The sequence below is a fragment of the Natrialba sp. INN-245 genome (assembly GCF_009807105.1).
GTDB classification, from domain to species: domain Archaea; phylum Halobacteriota; class Halobacteria; order Halobacteriales; family Natrialbaceae; genus Natrarchaeobius; species Natrarchaeobius swarupiae.
Genome location: NZ_WUBV01000002.1, coordinates 29,699 through 46,376, shown reverse-complemented (window position 1 = coordinate 46,376; position 16,678 = coordinate 29,699). Strand labels below are relative to the sequence as shown.

General features: G+C 62.7%; 14 protein-coding genes, 1 tRNA gene and 1 pseudogene. 9 read left to right on the top strand and 7 right to left on the bottom strand.

All coding sequences use genetic code 11. The features are described from left to right. Window positions 1-118: 118 nt before the first annotated feature. Together GRS80_RS00590 and uvrA are read right to left on the bottom strand one after the other, a co-directional pair. Window positions 119-532: a hypothetical protein gene (locus tag GRS80_RS00590; RefSeq protein ID WP_160045852.1), complete on the bottom strand. Its 414-nt coding sequence runs from the start codon at window positions 530-532 to the stop codon at window positions 119-121. A 237-nt stretch (window positions 533-769) separates the two neighbouring features. Beyond that, window positions 770-3,730: an excinuclease ABC subunit UvrA gene (gene uvrA / locus GRS80_RS00585; protein ID WP_160045851.1), complete on the bottom strand. Its 2,961-nt coding sequence runs from the start codon at window positions 3,728-3,730 to the stop codon at window positions 770-772. Between the two features lie 200 nt (window positions 3,731-3,930). Between uvrA and GRS80_RS00580 the strand changes: the two genes are divergently transcribed. Then, window positions 3,931-4,434 (top strand): hypothetical protein, encoded by a 504-nt coding sequence (locus GRS80_RS00580; protein WP_160045850.1) that lies wholly within the window; start codon window positions 3,931-3,933, stop codon window positions 4,432-4,434. 188 nt (window positions 4,435-4,622) lie between these two features. Beyond that, a complete protein-coding gene (locus GRS80_RS00575) occupies window positions 4,623-6,305 on the top strand; it encodes an ATP-binding protein (protein WP_160045849.1) in 1,683 nt (560 codons plus the stop codon). Window positions 6,306-6,389: 84 nt separating this feature from the next. On the opposite strand, the gene gnd is transcribed toward GRS80_RS00575, so the two are convergent. From gnd to dph5, 3 genes are all read right to left on the bottom strand, one after another. Next, complete coding sequence (gnd, locus tag GRS80_RS00570; RefSeq protein WP_160045848.1) at window positions 6,390-7,286, bottom strand: phosphogluconate dehydrogenase (NAD(+)-dependent, decarboxylating); 897 nt, start codon at window positions 7,284-7,286, stop codon at window positions 6,390-6,392. 130 nt (window positions 7,287-7,416) lie between these two features. After that, window positions 7,417-7,854, bottom strand: a complete 438-nt coding sequence (locus GRS80_RS00565) for a hypothetical protein (protein WP_160045847.1) — start codon at window positions 7,852-7,854, stop codon at window positions 7,417-7,419. A gap of 209 nt (window positions 7,855-8,063) precedes the next feature. Beyond that, window positions 8,064-8,903 carry a diphthine synthase gene (gene dph5 / locus GRS80_RS00560; RefSeq protein WP_160045846.1) on the bottom strand — a complete coding sequence of 280 codons (840 nt, stop codon included), beginning with the start codon at window positions 8,901-8,903 and terminating at the stop codon, window positions 8,064-8,066. A gap of 386 nt (window positions 8,904-9,289) precedes the next feature. Between dph5 and GRS80_RS00555 the strand changes: the two genes are divergently transcribed. From GRS80_RS00555 to GRS80_RS00530, 5 genes and pseudogenes are all read left to right on the top strand, one after another. Then, window positions 9,290-9,970 carry a metal-dependent transcriptional regulator gene (locus tag GRS80_RS00555; protein ID WP_160045845.1) on the top strand — a complete coding sequence of 227 codons (681 nt, stop codon included), beginning with the start codon at window positions 9,290-9,292 and terminating at the stop codon, window positions 9,968-9,970. 68 nt (window positions 9,971-10,038) lie between these two features. Next, window positions 10,039-11,055 carry a metal ABC transporter substrate-binding protein gene (locus GRS80_RS00550; protein WP_160045844.1) on the top strand — a complete coding sequence of 339 codons (1,017 nt, stop codon included), beginning with the start codon at window positions 10,039-10,041 and terminating at the stop codon, window positions 11,053-11,055. A gap of 69 nt (window positions 11,056-11,124) precedes the next feature. Then, window positions 11,125-11,877, top strand: coding sequence for a metal ABC transporter ATP-binding protein (locus GRS80_RS00545; protein ID WP_160045857.1), 753 nt, complete (start codon window positions 11,125-11,127; stop codon window positions 11,875-11,877). A 1-nt stretch (window position 11,878) separates the two neighbouring features. Beyond that, entirely contained in the window at window positions 11,879-12,844 is a 966-nt protein-coding gene (locus GRS80_RS00540) for a metal ABC transporter permease (RefSeq protein WP_160045843.1), read from the top strand. A 331-nt stretch (window positions 12,845-13,175) separates the two neighbouring features. After that, window positions 13,176-13,415: pseudogene (locus GRS80_RS00530) on the top strand (metal ABC transporter permease); the annotation flags it as partial. Between the two features lie 645 nt (window positions 13,416-14,060). On the opposite strand, the gene GRS80_RS00525 reads toward GRS80_RS00530, so the two are convergent. Both GRS80_RS00525 and GRS80_RS00520 read right to left on the bottom strand, forming a co-directional pair. Then, window positions 14,061-14,459 carry a RidA family protein gene (locus tag GRS80_RS00525; RefSeq protein WP_160045841.1) on the bottom strand — a complete coding sequence of 133 codons (399 nt, stop codon included), beginning with the start codon at window positions 14,457-14,459 and terminating at the stop codon, window positions 14,061-14,063. Window positions 14,460-14,493: 34 nt separating this feature from the next. Then, window positions 14,494-14,922 (bottom strand): Rieske 2Fe-2S domain-containing protein, encoded by a 429-nt coding sequence (locus GRS80_RS00520; RefSeq protein WP_160045840.1) that lies wholly within the window; start codon window positions 14,920-14,922, stop codon window positions 14,494-14,496. Window positions 14,923-15,059: 137 nt separating this feature from the next. On the opposite strand from GRS80_RS00520, the gene GRS80_RS00515 reads away from it, so the two are divergent. Together GRS80_RS00515 and GRS80_RS00510 are read left to right on the top strand one after the other, a co-directional pair. Next, on the top strand, window positions 15,060-16,043 hold the full coding sequence (locus GRS80_RS00515) for a class I SAM-dependent methyltransferase family protein (RefSeq protein ID WP_160045839.1): 984 nt from the start codon (window positions 15,060-15,062) through the stop codon (window positions 16,041-16,043). A 174-nt stretch (window positions 16,044-16,217) separates the two neighbouring features. After that, a tRNA-Thr gene (locus tag GRS80_RS00510) sits at window positions 16,218-16,291 on the top strand. Window positions 16,292-16,678 lie beyond the last annotated feature (387 nt).

Here is a 16,678-nt window from a genome sequence, read left to right as displayed (position 1 = left end):
TGATTAGAGACATGTTTACTTAATGGTTTATGTCACGGGTTGTCGGCTTCAACCCCGGGGTCAAGCCCCGGGGCATTCGCCTCGACCGCCTGTAAACTTCGCCTCGCCTACGCGACGACTACGCCTCGACTACGAACGCATCCTCGTCGATCTGCAGGCCGCCGAACCAGCACTCGAGGGCACCGAAGGCGAGAATCAGTGCAACCCCCAGTGCGAAGACGGCGTTGAGCAGTCCGCCCCATCCGGACGCCTCGAGTAACTGGACGAACCCAACCGTACTCGAGCCGAGTGCGAGGATCGCCAGCCCGACGGCGCCGATGCGGGGCCAGCCGACGGCCGTCACGCCGAGCGACAGGCGCTCGAGGCGTCCGGCGAGGATCAGCATACCTCCGCCAACGGCGATCCAGACGACCGGAACCGCTTCCGCCAGCGTCGTCGGGATGCCAGCGAGTACGACGAGTACGACGACACTCCCCGCGGCGATCACGCCGCCACCGACCAGCCGTCGTCGGACGTCTTCCGTGTCGGTCATGTCCTCCGGTTTCGGCTACCGGCCGGTAATCGTTCGGGTTTCGACCCGAGAATCGACCGGTGAACGGGTCGGTGCTCGTACGGGCTGCTATCACATGTACGGGACGAACTTCTCGAGTCAGTTCCGGCGCACCCGTGACCTGGGCGGCGGTTGCAACGGTGGACTCGCTACACTCCTCCACCGAGACTCGTCTCACACGGTTCGACTCACCGCCGGTACATCGGTACGGAATCCGTATTAGTCGTTCGTCGGCGGCGTCGCCGGTTCGACGCGTTCGCTGCGCGGTCCCTCGAGGTCGACATCGGGCAAGAGATCCCGCAGGTACTGGCCGGTGTGCGACTCCTCGAGTCGGGCGACCTCTTCGGGCGTGCCAGTCGCGACGACCTCGCCGCCGTGTTCGCCGCCCTCGGGGCCGAGGTCGATAATGTGGTCGGCGTTTTTCACGAGGTCGAGTTCGTGTTCGATGACGACGACGGTGTTGCCGTCGTCGGTCAGGCGGTGGAGCACCTCGATGAGCTTTCGCTCGTCCTCGTGGTGTAAGCCGGTGGTGGGCTCGTCGAGCAGATAGAGCGTCTCCCCGGAATCTTTCTTTCCTAACTCTTCGGCGAGCTTGATTCGCTGGGCCTCGCCACCGGAGAGCGTCGTCGAGGGCTGTCCGAGGGTCATGTAGTCGAGCCCGACGTCTTTCAGCAGTTTGAGCCGCCGTCGGATCTGGGAGTTCGACTCGAAGAAGTCGTAGGCTTCGCCGACTTCCATCTCGAGGACGTCGGCGATCGTCTTCCCCTTGTAGGTGACGTCGAGCGTGGCGTCGTTGTACCGTGCGCCGTCACACTCCTCGCAGGGGACGTAGACGTCCGAGAGAAAGTTCATCTCGATTTTCACCGTACCCTGCCCGCCACACTCCTCACAGCGCCCGCCCTTGACGTTGAACGAGAAGCGCCCCTTCTCGTAACCGCGCTGTTTCGAGAGCTTCGTCTGGGCGAACAGCTCCCGGACGTAATCGAAGACGTTCGTGTACGTCGCCGGATTCGACCGTGGCGTGCGCCCGATCGGCGACTGGTCGATCAGCCTGACCGTCTCGATCTCCTCTATGCCCTCGAGGGCATCGTGGTCGCCCGGAACGACGCTCGTGTTGTCGTTCATCTCGCGGGCCAGTCCCTTGTAGAGTACCTCGTGCATGAGCGTGGATTTTCCGGATCCCGAGACGCCCGTGATCGCGGTGAAACAGCCGAGCGGGATGTCGACGTCCAGATCGTCGAGGTTGTGCTGGCGGGCACCGAGGATCGTCAGCGCACCCTCCGGATCGCGTCGCTCGTCGGGGACCGGGATCTGGCGGCGACCGGAGAGGTAATCGCCCGTGATGGAGTCCTCGCAGGCTTTGACCTCGTCGACGGGGCCGTTGACGACGACCTCGCCGCCGCGTTTGCCGGGGCCGGGTCCCATGTCGATGACGTTGTCCGCACGGCGCATCGTCTCCTCGTCGTGTTCGACCACGAGGAGCGTGTTCCCGAGGTCGCGAAGCTCCTCCAAGGTGTCGAGCAGGCGATCGTTGTCCCGCTGGTGGAGCCCGATCGAGGGCTCGTCTAACACGTAGAGGACGCCGACGAGGCCGGAGCCGATCTGCGTCGCGAGCCGGATGCGCTGGCTCTCCCCACCCGAGAGGGTGGAGGCCTCGCGGTCGAGCGTGAGGTACTCGAGGCCGACCTCGACCATGAAGCTCAGGCGAGCGCGGATCTCTTTTAGGATCTCCTCGGCGATCACCTTCTCGCGTTCGGTGAAGTTCGCCTCGAGCGACTCGAAGTGTGCCAGCGCGTCGCCGATGCTCATCGCGTTGATCTCGGTGATCGACGTACCGTCGACGAGGACGGCCCGTGAGGCGGGTTTGAGCCGAGTGCCGTCACAGGCGGGACACTCGGTCACGGACATGTAGTCCTCGATGTGTTCGCGCGTCGAGTCCGAGTCGGTCTCGAGGTAGCGCCGATCGAGATTCGGAACGATTCCCTCGAAGCGCTTGCGCTTGCGCCGGATTCCGTTCTTCGTGTTGCGCTTGAACAGCACCTGCTCGCTGGTGCCATAGAGAAACGCCTCGCGGATCCCGTCGTCGACGTCCTCGAGTGGTGTCGACAGGGAGACGTCGAAGTGTTCGGCGACCGCATCGAGTCGCGTTTGGTAGTACGATCGGTTGTAGCTCCAGGGTTCGAAGACCTCCTTCAGCGGCTTGGATTCGTCCTGGACCACCAGGTTCTCGTCGACCTCTTTCGTCTCGCCTAACCCCTCACACTCGGGGCAGGCGCCGTGAGGCGAGTTGAACGAAAAGGAGCGTGTCTCGATCTCTGGGACGTCGATCCCACAGTGGGTACACGCCAGGTCCTTCGAGAACTCGACGACGAAGCGGTCGTCCGTTTCGACCTCGTCACCCAGCGCACCCGTCCGGCGGGCCTCCTCGCCGAGATCTGTGACGGTTTCTTCCGGCGGATCGGGGAGGATGAGCTTCAGGACGCCGTCGGCCTCCTCGAGTGCGGTCTCGACGCTGTCGACGATTCGTGGGCGATCCTCAGTCGAGACGCGAATCCGGTCGACGACGACGTCGACGGTGTGATCGAAGTTCTCGTCTAAGTTGAGGTCATCGAGCGTGAGGTCGTACTCCTCCCCGTCGACCTCGACGCGGGAGTAGCCCTCGGAGACGAGTTCCTCGAAGAGGTTCTCGAAGGCTCCCTTCTGGTCGCGGACGACCGGCGCGGCGATTTTGGCACGTGTTCCCTCGGGTAACTCGAGGATGCGCTCGACCATGTTTTGGGCCGACTGCTCGCCGACCTCACGACCGCAGTCTGGACAGTGGGGTGTGCCGACGCGGGCGTAGAGCAGTCGGAGGTAGTCGTGGAGTTCCGTGACCGTCCCGACCGTCGATCGGGGGTTGTTCGCGGCGTTTTTTTGATCGATCGAGATCGCCGGGGAGAGACCCTCGACGGTCTCGACCTGCGGTTTGTCCATCTGGCCGAGGAAGTTCCGGGCGTACGCCGAGAGGCTCTCGATGTACCGGCGCTGGCCCTCCGCGTACACCGTCTCGAACGCGAGCGAGGACTTGCCCGAGCCCGAGAGTCCGGTGACGACGGTAAACGACTCGCGGGGGATAGTGACGTCGAGATCCTTCAGGTTGTGCTCTTGTGCACCCCGCACCTCGATGTACTCTTTCGTCATAGACTGGGTGTGACTGGAAACCGGCCTGTTTCGCGTCGCGGTACCCGATTCATCGTAATTGCGTCAGTGGCCGGAGGAACTTAACACGTCTGAAAGCGTAACAGTGTGTTACGTGTTAACGCTGTATCCGGGAGTGGTCGACGACGAACGCGGGTCGATACGTCCAAAGTGACTTCGGTCGGGAACCCGAACCGACGGGTATGAGCGACGACGGCCCATCGCTGTCGGTCGACGAATTCGTCGACTACTGTCGGACCCAGGCGGGGCTCCTCTCCGGACAGGTACAGACGATGGGCGACGAGGCCGACGAGTTGCTCGACGAGATCGACGAGGAGATGGCCGAGATCCGCACCCGACTCGGGGAGCGCGGCGTCGGTCCAGCGAGACCCTCCTCGACGGAGCGGCCGACCGGCGACGAGGTCGACCTCGAGGCGATCGAGGAGCTACAGCGCGATTTAGAGGAGAAACAGCTACTCGTCGAGGCGAAACAGGCGCGAATGCAGGCCTTCCAGGACCTCGCGGCGGGCTACACCGACCTCGCGACGGAGTTAGACGCCGCCGAGGACGGTCGCGACGCGATGGAACGGGTCGTCCGTTTCGAGGCCGACCACGACGCGCCGGCGTACTTCGACGAGCGCCAGACGGTGTACGAGGCGGCCGCGGAGTCCGACGACTCGAGCGGGTCGTCCCCGGAGGTCGAGTGACGTCTCGTACGGACAGCACAGCGCCTCGTACGGATTGCTGTAACTATCTACCGCCGTCGTCGCGCTCGGCGGAGTCTGATTCCCGTCGTGATAACGGCCGACTACGAACGGGCGAACCGCGGCGGCCGGTGGCGCTACTGCCACAAGAGCGATGAGGGACGTTCGAGAAGTGGGGATGTCGACCGGACATGCTCGAACAGTCACAGTCGCTGCCGGAATTTGCCTACCTCCTTCTCTTCGGTATCTCAGCACTGTGTTGTTTCGTAAGTTTACACCGGGTGGCGAGCATCGAACACGACGACACTCGACGCGGGCTCTACTGGCTGTTGCTCGCGAGTGGCGGATGGGCTGTGTCTCATGTCGGCTACCTCGCCGCTCCGACGATGGGGCTCCAGTACGCGTTTTTCGTGATAGGACTCTGCATCGGGATCGCGGCGGTCGGTCCCTGGTTGTACTTCTGTTCGGCGTACACCGGTCGATCGCTACACCGAAACGGAACGGTGCGCCGGGTCGCGATCGGCGTCTTCCTCGTGATCGTCGCGCTGAAGGTGACGAATCCGATTCACGGCTGGTACTTCTCCGCCGAACCTGCCACGTTCCCGTTCCCCTACCTCGAGATCCACCACGAGCCGTTACACTGGGTCGTGATGGCGTTCGCGTACGCGCTCTCGTTCGTCGGGTTTTTCATGCTCTTGGAGCTGTTCGTTCGCGTCAGCTTCGATACGCGTCCCCTCTTCGCCCTCGTCGCACTCACCGGAGTCCCCGTCGTGTTCGACGTATTCGGTGCCGTCTCGACGGTTCTCGTCGACATCACGTACTCCCCGGTCGGAGTCGCCGCGTTCGCCGTCGGCGTCTGCTACGTCCATTTCGATCGGCTCCAACTCGTCAGGATGGCTGGTGAGACGGACGATCCAGTCATCATTCTCGACGATCGAGACAGAGTACGGGATTACAACGCAGCGGCGCTCGAGTCGTTCCCCTCACTCGTCGATAGCATCGGGACGCCACTCGAGGAACAGCTCCCGACGGTCAGTTCGACGATCGAATCTTCGGACCCACTACTGGAGACAGTGGACGCCACGGAACCGACGTTTTACCGGGTTTCTGTAAACCCCTTCTCGGCGGATCGAACCCGGATCGGGCGGGCCATCTCGTTTACCGACGTCACGTCCCGAGAGCGGTACCGACGGAAACTGGAGGCAAAGAACGAGCGACTCGAGGAGTTCGCAGGCGTCGTCTCCCACGACCTGCGGAATCCGCTCACGATCGCACAGGGTCGGACACAACTCGCCATCGCGGAAGCGGACACCGATCACCTCGATGCCGTCGTCGACGCCCACGACCGAATGGAAGTCCTCATCGACGAGTTGCTCTCGCTCGCTCGAGAGGGGAACTCGATCGACGAGGTGGAGCGACTCGATCTCTCGACTGTCGCTCGCCGATCCTGGGAGATGATCGACGCGGGGAGGGCCGAGCTCGTTCTCGAAACCGACCGAGAGGTGGCGATCGAGGCCGACCCCGAGCGGCTCCGACAGCTGTTCGAGAACCTCTACCGGAACGCACTCGAGCACGGCGGACGAGATGTAACTGTCGTCGTCGGTGAGTTACCCGACGGCGCAGGATTCTTCGTCGAGGACGACGGTACTGGAATCGCGCCGGAGCGACGATCGGAGGTCTTCGACACCGGCTATACGACCGCATCGAACGGAACGGGGTTCGGTCTCCCGATCGTTGAAGAGATCGCCACCGGCCACGGCTGGACCGTTCGAGCGACGGCGGGACGTGACGGTGGTGCTCGGTTCGAGGTGGCGGTCCCGCCCGATTCGAGAACTGTAGCTAGATCGACGTCGCCCCCGTCCGAGGAGACGTGACGCTGTCCGACCGGGAGAGACGTCCCGACGTAGAATAGATCTGATCGGTGTAGACGTCGGGTAATCCGATCGATCGCCTGTCGGCTACCGACGCGGAACCTCGTGTCGACCGAAGCCGTACCGGAGTCGGCTGGCGAGTCGACGCGAGAAGCGGCCGTCGTCGGCTCGTGAGCCGAACCGCTCCGCGAGCGAGGTGTAGATCAGTGGTAACGGCACCTCCTGTTCTAAGGCTTCCTGGACGGTCCAGGTACCGGTCGAGCCACCCTCGATGCGGTCGGCGACGTCGCCGAGGTCGGTGCCCTCCTCGCGGAATGCCTCCTCGCAGAGTTCGAGCAGCCACGAGCGGATGACGGCCCCGTTGTTCCAGACCGACGCGACCGACTCGAGGTCGAGATCGTACCGTCCCTCGTGGAGCAACTCGAACCCCTCGCCGTAGGCCTGCATCAGCGCGTACTCGACGCCGTTGTGAACCATCTTCACGTAGTGGCCCGACCCCGCCGGCCCCATCCGTTCGTGGCCGTCGGGGCCGGTGGCGACGGCGTCGAACGCCGGCTCGAGTTCGTCGTAGGCCCACTCCGGACCGCCGACCATCAAGGAGAATCCGAGTTCCGCACCCGCCGGGCCGCCGGAGGTACCACAGTCGAGATACGCCGCAGAACAGGCCTCCGCCCGCCGAACCGAGTCCTCGAAGTAGGAGTTGCCGCCGTCGACGACCACGTCGTCACCGTCGAGGTGGGGCTCGAGTTCCTCGAGGGTCACGTCGACCGCTTCGCCGGCGGGGACCATCAACCAGATTCGCTTCGCTTCGCCGAGTCGGTCGGCCAGATCGGGGACGGAGTCGGCCGGTTCCGCGCCGGCGTCGGCCGCCGTCGCGACGGCTTCCGGCTCCAGATCGAAGGCGACGACGTCGTGACCCGCCTCGAGAACGCGGTCGACGACGATCTGCCCCATCCGTCCGAGTCCGATTACGCCAAGATGCATGTCGGTAGCTCCGGGTCGGTGGGTGGTAGTAATTGTGATTCCCGTATCTGTTCTGTCGTGGAACAAAAACGCCGACGGACGTGGCGAACGCTGTGTCTCACCGAACCGGGGTCGCTACCGAGGGTTGTGATCAGTAGAGCGGATCCTCGAGACGGGCCCAGCCGATCGCGTCGAGGACGACGAACCGGTCGTCGTAGTGGACGTAGACGCCGTTGTACGAGCTGTTGTTCCCGTCGTAGTAGGGTAGCGAGCCGCGGATCGCGTCGACGACCGACCACGCGCCGTCGCGGTCGAGAGTGACGTGTTCCCACTCCTCGCGCGCGCTGTTTCGCACGGCTCGCCTGATCGCTCGCCGAGCGCCCGGGATCTCGTCGAGGCGTCGCGACGAGGCGTCGACGACGGTTGCGTCGACCGGAATCTCGTCGGGGCCGACGAGTCGAGCCCCGAGGTCCGCCTTCGAACGGGATCGTTCATCGCGGGATCGGCTCGAGCGTAGTGCGTAGCCGACGAGTGCGGCCGTCCCGACCGCGAGCAGCGGGACCGCCAGTCGTTTCCCCCTGTTTATCATGGGAGTACGTTACAGCAACCGACTAAGTATCTTTCGCAAGAATATCCGGTTCTCGGCAGGTTTCTGACGGAAACCGCTACGTTCGTCCCAAAACGCCGGATCGTCGCCGCTACCCGGTGAACCGTCTCAGACGGTTTACTGTAGATCATTTCCGGTGAGACCGCGACCCGGACGGCGGTCTCACCGGTAAATCGCTACAGCAATCCGTATCAGACAATGTCGAGCGCTTCCCGATCGACACCGGCGAGTTCGACCAGTGCATCGGCCTCGAGGAGGTGACACTCACCGGGGATCACGAGGAGGTGCAGCGGGTCGCCGAACGACCGCTCGGCGAGTTCGGTCATCGTGGCGGCGTCGACCAGGGGGTCGGGACTGCCGGCGCGTGCGACGACGACCCCCACGAGTTCGGGGTACACCTCGGCGAGCAGGGCCGCTCCGACGTCGGCGGTCATGTACTGGTCGCCGTCGGCGCGGTCGTATCCGACCGTATCCTCAGGCCGGTTCGCGGTCTGACTGTTGGTTGGATCGTATCCAACCTTGATGTCGAGGTAGACGACCGTGTGCAGTCCGTCGGCGCGGTTGTCGTCGATCGTGTCGGTCACGCTGGCCGGCAGTCCGTCCGCGCCGTGGGCGTAGGGAAACGGGAGCGTCGTCGCCTTTCCGAACCGGTAGTTCTGGAGCCCGGTCAGCGAACTCGTCGCCGTCTGGGCGGTGACGCCGTGGATCACCTGCGTGTCGATCCCGCGCTCGTGGGCGCGAAGCCGCAGATCGACGTGGGTCGTCGAGATCATCGTATCGCCGGCGGTCAGAAAGACCACGTCCTCGTCTTCGGCCGCCTCGAGTACGTCCTCGGGATGTTGCTCGACACCGGCGCGGTCGCGTACGTCGATTTCGATGCCGTGGGCCTCCTCGAGGTCCGGGACGGACGCTCCGATCAGCTTGCTGGTATAAAACTCGGCGTACGCCCGGTCCGCGTCTCGCAGGGCTCGCTGTCCCTCGACGGTAATCGACCGCTCGTCGTAGAGGCCGAGTCCGATGAACGTGAGCATACTCGCCGTAGTCGGTAGCGCGGTTATAACGTTACGTGTCGTCACGGCCGACCGCTACAGCCCATCGCCCGTGAGTATGTTCGATCCTGGCGCTTGTGATCGTCACACAGATGCCGGCCTCGGTCGAAACTGTGGGCGTCACAGAAGACCGTCCAACTCGAGCCCGTTCGCCCCGGCGAATACGTAAGGTGAACTCGGGTGCTGGAGAGACTCGTAGTTGGGCGCGGACTCACGATGTAACTCGACGTAGACGCTAGGAAACGAGTGTAGCCGCCGAAATGAGAGACAACGCTATTTCACAAAGCCCAAACACAATTCTTTAGCCATCTCTAATCTGATTCTTACCCCCAACAAACTTATGCGGTTTCTGTAGTAAAAACAGCTGGATGGAGATTAGTTCGGTTGCACAAGACTACCTAAAGGCGATCTATTATCTCGAGCAAGAGCACGCCCGATCCGTCCGAACTGTGGAGATAGCCGACGCCGTCGGCGTTACCTCACCGTCCGTGACGAACATGGTAGAAACGCTTGACGAACACGGTCTCGTCGAGTACATCCCGTACAAGGGCGTCGAACTGACCGAAGAAGGGGAGGCACTCGTTTTAAATCTCGTCAGAAAACATCGGCTGCTCGAGACCTTCCTGACGGAGTGTCTCGATGTTCCCTGGACCGACGTCCACCGGGAGGCTGACCGCCTCGAACACCACCTCAGTGACGAACTGGCCGAACGACTCGCCGACTTTCTCGACGATCCGGTTACCGATCCTCACGGGGATCCGATCCCGGATGCAGATCTGACCGTCGCCGACGAACGATCGTACACCCCACTGACCGCGTACGACGTCGGCGAGACCGTCGTTGTCGAACGGGTCCCCGACCGCGATCACGACGTTCGTGAGTACCTGTTCGAGCACGGGCTCGAGCCGGGGACGGAACTCTCCCTCGAGGCGGTGACGCCGGTCGGGACCGTCGAAGTCGTGCCCGACGACGACAACTTGGTGGCAATTCCGACCCAGGTCGCCCAACGTGTCGGTGTTCAACCGATGTCAGGAAATGGGACGAGCTGAATTAGGCGAGGCTAATCTATAGATTAGATACCAAAAACTCAAATGGGGGTTCCCCGAATATGGGAGTGATGAAATCAGACGAAAATGGTTCACGTATCGTTTCGCGCAGAAACTTTACTGCAATCACCGCGGGCACCTTCGCAACCGGGTTAGCCGGCTGTGTCGGAGACGATCCACAGGACAACGGGGGCAACGGCAACGGCACGCAGGACGACGGGAGTGGAGGCAACGGCAACGCCGACGAAGAGTACACCGTCTTTGCGTCAATGCCTGCCGTCTGGGATTTCGTCCGCCAGGTCGCCGGCGAGCACATGGAAGCAATCGATCTCGTCCCGATCGGCGAGCACGGCCACGACTGGACGCCCGAGCCCGGGATGGTCGAGGAACTCGACGGCGCAGCTGGCTTCGTCTACCTCCGTGACTTCGCGGCCTGGCAAGACGACGCCGCAGACCAGCTCGCAGAACGCGACGATGTCGTCGTAATCGAAGCGACGGAAGGGATCGAATTCTTCGATAGCCCGGCGGAAGACGACGACGAACACTTCTGGATGGATCCCATCGCGTGCCAAGAAGGCGTCCTGAACGTCGCCGACGGTCTCGCCGACATCGACCCTGACAACGCCGACGACTACCAGGCAAACGCAGCGGTGTTCAACGACGAACTCGAGGACCTCAACGACGACATCCACGACATCGTCGACCGGGCGGAACTCGAGGACATCGTCGTCGCTACCCACGACTCCTTCCAGTGGTGGCATCGTCGGTACGACATCAACATCCACTCGCCGGTCGGAACCTCTCCCGACGACGCTGCCTCGGCGGCGGACGTCGAGGAAGTCGAGACGCTTATCGAGGACCTCGGCATCGAGCACGTCCTCTACGACGTCGGCGAACCCGCCCCACTTGCAGATTCACTCGCCGACGAAGTCGATGCGGAGATCCTGCCCCTCTCGCCGATCGAAACCCAGATCGACGGCAGTCCTGAGGTCGATCCCACCGTCGAGATGGAGCCAGACTGGGGATACATCGACCACTTCCGGGAGCTGAACCTGCCGACGCTCGAGACAGCCCTCAGAGCAGACTGAATTAGAGAAGTCGAAAGACTTGGATAGTAGGGACGAATATAGTATTCTAACTCCTCGAACAACGCTATGATGACTCACGCAATCAACGTCGAACACGTCACCTTCGCCTACGACGATCGGCCGGTGTTGAAAGACATCACGATGTCGGTCGAGGAGGGTGAATTTGTCGGACTGATCGGCCCGAACGGTTCGGGCAAGACGACGCTACTCAAGATCATGCTCGGTCTGCAAACGCCCGACACCGGACGCGTCGAGCTGTTTGGCACGCCAGCCAGGAAATTTTCCGAGGGGACGCGGCTCGGATACGTCTCACAGCAATCCACCGAGGCCGGGACGATGATGCCAGTGACCGTCCGCGAGGTTGTAACAATGGGTCGATATCCCCATGCCGGGATTCGTCGGCTGAGCGACGAGGATCGCGAGATCGTCGACGACGCACTGGAGAAAGTCGGGATCACCGATCTTGCCGACAGGCGTCTCAATCGGCTCTCGGGTGGCCAGCGACAGCGGACGTACATCGCCCGAGCGCTCGCCTCTGAGGCCGATCTACTTGCACTCGACGAGCCTACCGTGGGCGTCGACGCCGAGTCGGTCGACCAGTTCTACGACCTGCTCAACGACCTCAACGAGGACGGTATCACGATCGTCCTGATCGAACACGATATCGGCGTCGTCACTGAACACGCCGATACGATCGCCTGTCTCGACGGGGAACTGTACGAACACTGTGAAACTGAGCGGTTCCTCGAGAGCGACGCGCTGGATCGAGCGTTCAGTTCGACTCGAGCGGTTGGAACGGCGGCGAGCACCAGTGGGGATTGAGATGGCTATCTCGACCACTACCTCGAAACGGGAGGGAGCCACGCTTGCCCTCGCGCTCCCGCTCGTCTTGCTCGCGTTCGCTGGCTTCATTATCTGGGTGTTCCCACTCCTGTTCGAGCGGTTCTGGGGGACGGCATGTTCGGCAACCAACACGTGGCTGGTCTGTAGTGGCTTCCTCCAGCGGGGGTTCACCGCCGGAGTCCTCATCGGAATCACCGCACCGATCGTCGGGACGTATCTCGTCAACCGGCAGATGGCACTTATCGGTGAAGCCCTCGCACATACGGCCTTCGGCGGCGTTGCGATCGGTCTGTTCGTCGGTGCGGCCGTCCCGCGATTTGACTATCCCCTCCTGTTCGCGCTCGTCGCCGCAGCCGTCGCTGCACTCGGAATGCAGTATATCGCCGTCAAGACCGACGGCTACGCCGACATCCCGATCGCGATCATGCTCACCGGCGGCTTCGCCGTCGGGATCGCCGTGATCTCCTACGGCGTCGTCTTCAGCGCGACCGTCGAGAGCTACCTCTTCGGCGATATTCTGTTCGTTCCCTTCGAGAACGTCCAGCTCATGGTCGCGCTCACGATGCTCGTCCTCGTGACCGTCGCGCTCACACACAAACAGCTCCTGCTCATCACGTTCGATCGCGAGGCCGCACGGCTCGCACGGATCAACGTCTGGTTCTACGATACGCTGTTGATCGTGCTGACGGCGCTGGTCGTCGTCGCGGCGATGCAGGTCCTCGGCGCGATTCTGGTAGCTGGGATGCTCGTCATCCCCGTTGCCGCGGCGATGCAGCTGACAACCGGCTTCAACCGCGGGCTCGTCCTCTCCGTAGTACTCGGACAGGTCGCGGTCTTCGGCGGGATCTTCCTCTCGTACTACTGGAACGTCGCAACCGGTGCGATGATCATCCTCGTCGCGATCGTCCTCTACATCTGGTCCGTACTCGGCGAGCCGATCTGGTAGCTCTCGAGATGTCGTCCTATCGATGACATACGCACGGTCACTACTACCGATCATTCACAACCGTTCCGAACGATCGCCGACAGCGGCGGATCGACCGCAACCCGGATGCACCGAAACGGGATCGTACCGACGACGGACCGGTCGACTGTCCAGGCACGAACTCGGCGGGTTCCTGTACAGCGATCTTTCTGTTTCCTATCCGGTGTTGGCGGCGATCACTGCACTCTACCGGTGCTGTCTCGACCGCCAGCGCGTCGTTCGCGACCATCTAGTCCGACGCGTCTGAGACCGACCGTCACCGAGGACTATCCAGCCACCACCCACCGAGATAGTCCTCGGTGCGATTCTCGTTGCCGGAATGCTCGTTATTCCGGTCGCGGCCGCGATGGTGCTCACCAACAGCTTCGATCACGGCCTCCTCCTGTCGGTACTGCTCGGACAGACGGCCGTCTTCAGGGGTATCTTCCTCTCGTACTCGTGGGACATCGCGACCGGTGCGATGATTATCCTCGTCGCGATTGCCCTCTACGTACTGGCTCTTCTCCTCTCCGTTCTGTTATCGACCACATAGAGCGTTCGACCACGTCGTCCGGTCGTTTCGATTCTCACGAACACGTGTTCGTCTGGTGATCGGGGCGTCGGTCGAACGACGCTCACTCGGAAGCACTCACTCGTGACACCGCATCCATCCGTTGAATTAGACTAATCTAAAATATATTCTAGGTCAGTCAATTTTAAGTATCGGTGCGTCGTAACATCGACTGCGTCCCGGGACGACCGGGGCGTGGAATCGGTTCGTGTTCCAGCTCGGAACACTGAAAGCCCAGGTGAGTTCCTGCAAGATGGAACGAGAGCGTTCGTGGTCAGTCTCCGCTCTCGTGTCATGCCACCGACTGCGAGCACCGATCGTCCACACACCGTGTCGGCCGGCGGACGCCCTCCCCGAAGCTCGCGGACGCGACGACTGACGACCGGACCCCCACCGGTCGACGACACACGCGAGCGCCGACGTCCGAACCGGCCTCGAGCACTCGCAGCCATCGAGACGAATCGGTGTGTGAGAAACGCAGTCCGCTGTCATCTTATCGTGGCGCGAGTCGGTCGCGCCCCATCCTCTGACGTGAACGACGGGTTCATTAGCGACGACCGCAACGCCGTCGACTCGATTCGAGACGGCGTTCGACGGACCTCGATGCGAGTGAATCGAGCGCGTTCGTCACTCGCCGTTATCGTCGACGATCGCGACCGCCTCGAGTTCGACCAGGTGATCGGGATCGATCAGGCGTTCGACCTCGACCATGCTCGCCGCCGGGCGAACCTCGCCGAAGACCTCGCCGTGTGCTCGCCCGATCTCCTCCCAGTGGTCGATATTCGTCACGTAGAGGCGAGTTCTGACGACGTCATCGACCGTGGCTCCCGCCGCTTCGAGCGCCTCGCGAACGATCTCGAGTGCCCGCTCGGTCTGGCGGTACGGATCGTCGACGCCGACGACGTTCCCGTCTTCGTCGGTTGCGGTCGTTCCGGCCACGTGGACCTGCGACCCGGCACGGACGGCCCGCGAGTAGCCGACTCTCGGTTCCCACTCGGTTCCACTCGAGACGGTTCGTCGTTCCATGCGACGACCAGTCAGTGAAGGGCCATAAAGCCGCTCAAAACGAGAGGTGGGAGGTCGAGGCGGGGCCGTCGTCCTCGTCCTCGTTCTCGTCCTCGTCGATGCCTCCGTCGTGGAGGTAGTTGACGTCGTCGTCGGTCAGGTAGACCGTCCCGTCGTCGACCGCCACGTCGACCGAGGGTAGCGTCGTCTCTGCGGCCTCGCCGTTGTCGCAGTAGCCGCTACAGGAGTCGAACATCGAGCCGTGTTTCGGACAGATGATTTGCCCCTCTCGCATTGCGGCCCCGTTGCCGGTGTCGAAGCGCTGAGACTCGTGCGTACAGCGGTTGATCCACGCTTCGACGCCGTCCTCGCAGGGGACGAGGAGTATCTCTTCGAGTGTGCCGTGGCGGTCGCGAACCGTGAACAGCCACGACCCCTCGTCGTGGACCGTCTCGACGGTCGTCAGCCGCATTCGAACGCCCATACCGATCGCTCTCACCGGAACGCCGAAAGCGCTTCGACCCTCGATGAATGCGGTCGAAACGTCGTACGTTCGTGCCTACCATCGCTGCGGGCCGACGAAAACGCCAGCGTTACGACACCCCGTCGGCGAGTACGTGTATGGACGTCCCGTTCGTGCGCGTGTCCCGCGAGCAGGGTGAGACGACGCGCCGGGAACTCGCGGAGGCCGACCTGATCGACGACGACTACGAGATCGACGTCGACGGGGAGGATCTCTACATCCCCGTCGTCGACCCCGACGCCGTGAGTGGCGACCTCGAGGTGTGCACCCGGAGCGCCGTCGAGCGCGACACCCAGACGACGCCGGCCGACCTCCTGGGATTCGATCCGTCCTACGAGCGATTGGGGCGGGCGGTGTTGCTCGACGAAGACGACGAGGAACGCGCAGACGAGATCGCCGCGGCGGTCATCGAGTCCGATCTCCCCGTCGATACGGTGTTGAACAAGGCCTCGAAGGTCAAAGGCGAAACTCGAGTTCGCGACTGGGAGCTACTCGCCGGCGAGAACACCGAGGTCGTCCACCGGGAGTACGGCTGTGAGTTCGCCCTCGACCTCGCCGCCGTCTATTTCTCCCCGCGACTCGCCACGGAGCGCCACCGTGTCGCCAGTCAGGTTGCAGACGGCGAGCACGCGTTCGACATGTTCGCGGGCGTCGGTCCGTTCGTGATCCCGTTCGCGAAACGCGGTGGGACGTGTGTCGGGGTCGACGTCAACGGCGAGGCGATCGAGTATCTCCGCGAGAACGCGGATCGAAACGGCGTCGCCGACCGGGTGACCGCCGTCCACGACGACGTGCGAGCAGTCGCACCCGAGTACGAGGACTGGGCCGACCGAATCGTGATGAATCTCCCACACAGCGCCGACGAGTTCCTCGAGTCGGCCGTGACGATTGCGGGCGAGGACTGCGTCGTTCACTACTACGACATCCAGCACGAAGACGACCCGTTCGGACCGGGTGAACGCGCGATTCGCGAGACTGCCGAGCCGACCTACGACGTCACTGTCGAGACCCGTCGAACCGTCCGCTCGTACGCCCCTCACGAACTCAACGTCTGTCTCGACGTCCGCCTCGAGCGGGCGTGACCGGACACTGGTTGTCTGGGAGGTCGAAGGAACTGTCTTTCCGAATCCGAACGAGCCGTCTGCGGAGACCGCACAACTCCTCTCACGATCGGAACGATTCGCAACCCTTATGCCCGGTATCGAGCGTATGAATGAGTACACTCGCTCCACATCCCAACCGGGGTGTGGGTGCGCGCCGGTGTAGCTCAGACTGGCAGAGCGAATCCTTCGTAAGGATTAGGTCGAGGGTTCAAATCCCTCCACCGGCTTGCCTTTTGCGACGAACATTCGTGAGGAGCAAAGCAAGCTGTGGAGGATTTGAACCAGGGAGGAGCGTCGCTCCGACCGTGGTTCACAATCCCTCCACCGGCTCACGCTTCGGATCGCAAATCTGCTCGCCGAAAATACGTTCTGGAGGATTTGAAATAGACGAGGCGCGCAGCGAAGCGAGCATCTCGGCGTCGTTCACAATCCCTCCACCGGCTTGCCTTTTGCGACGAAACCACATCCAGAGCACTGCACACTGAGTTCGGATTCGAATTAGACGTACTCGAGCCGAGTGGTAGTCGATAGGAGCCAATCACGGGAGGTCGGTGGCTCGAGACTGGCTCGTCCGGCCTGTCGGAGACCGTAGTCACGGACATTGTGTAGTATCC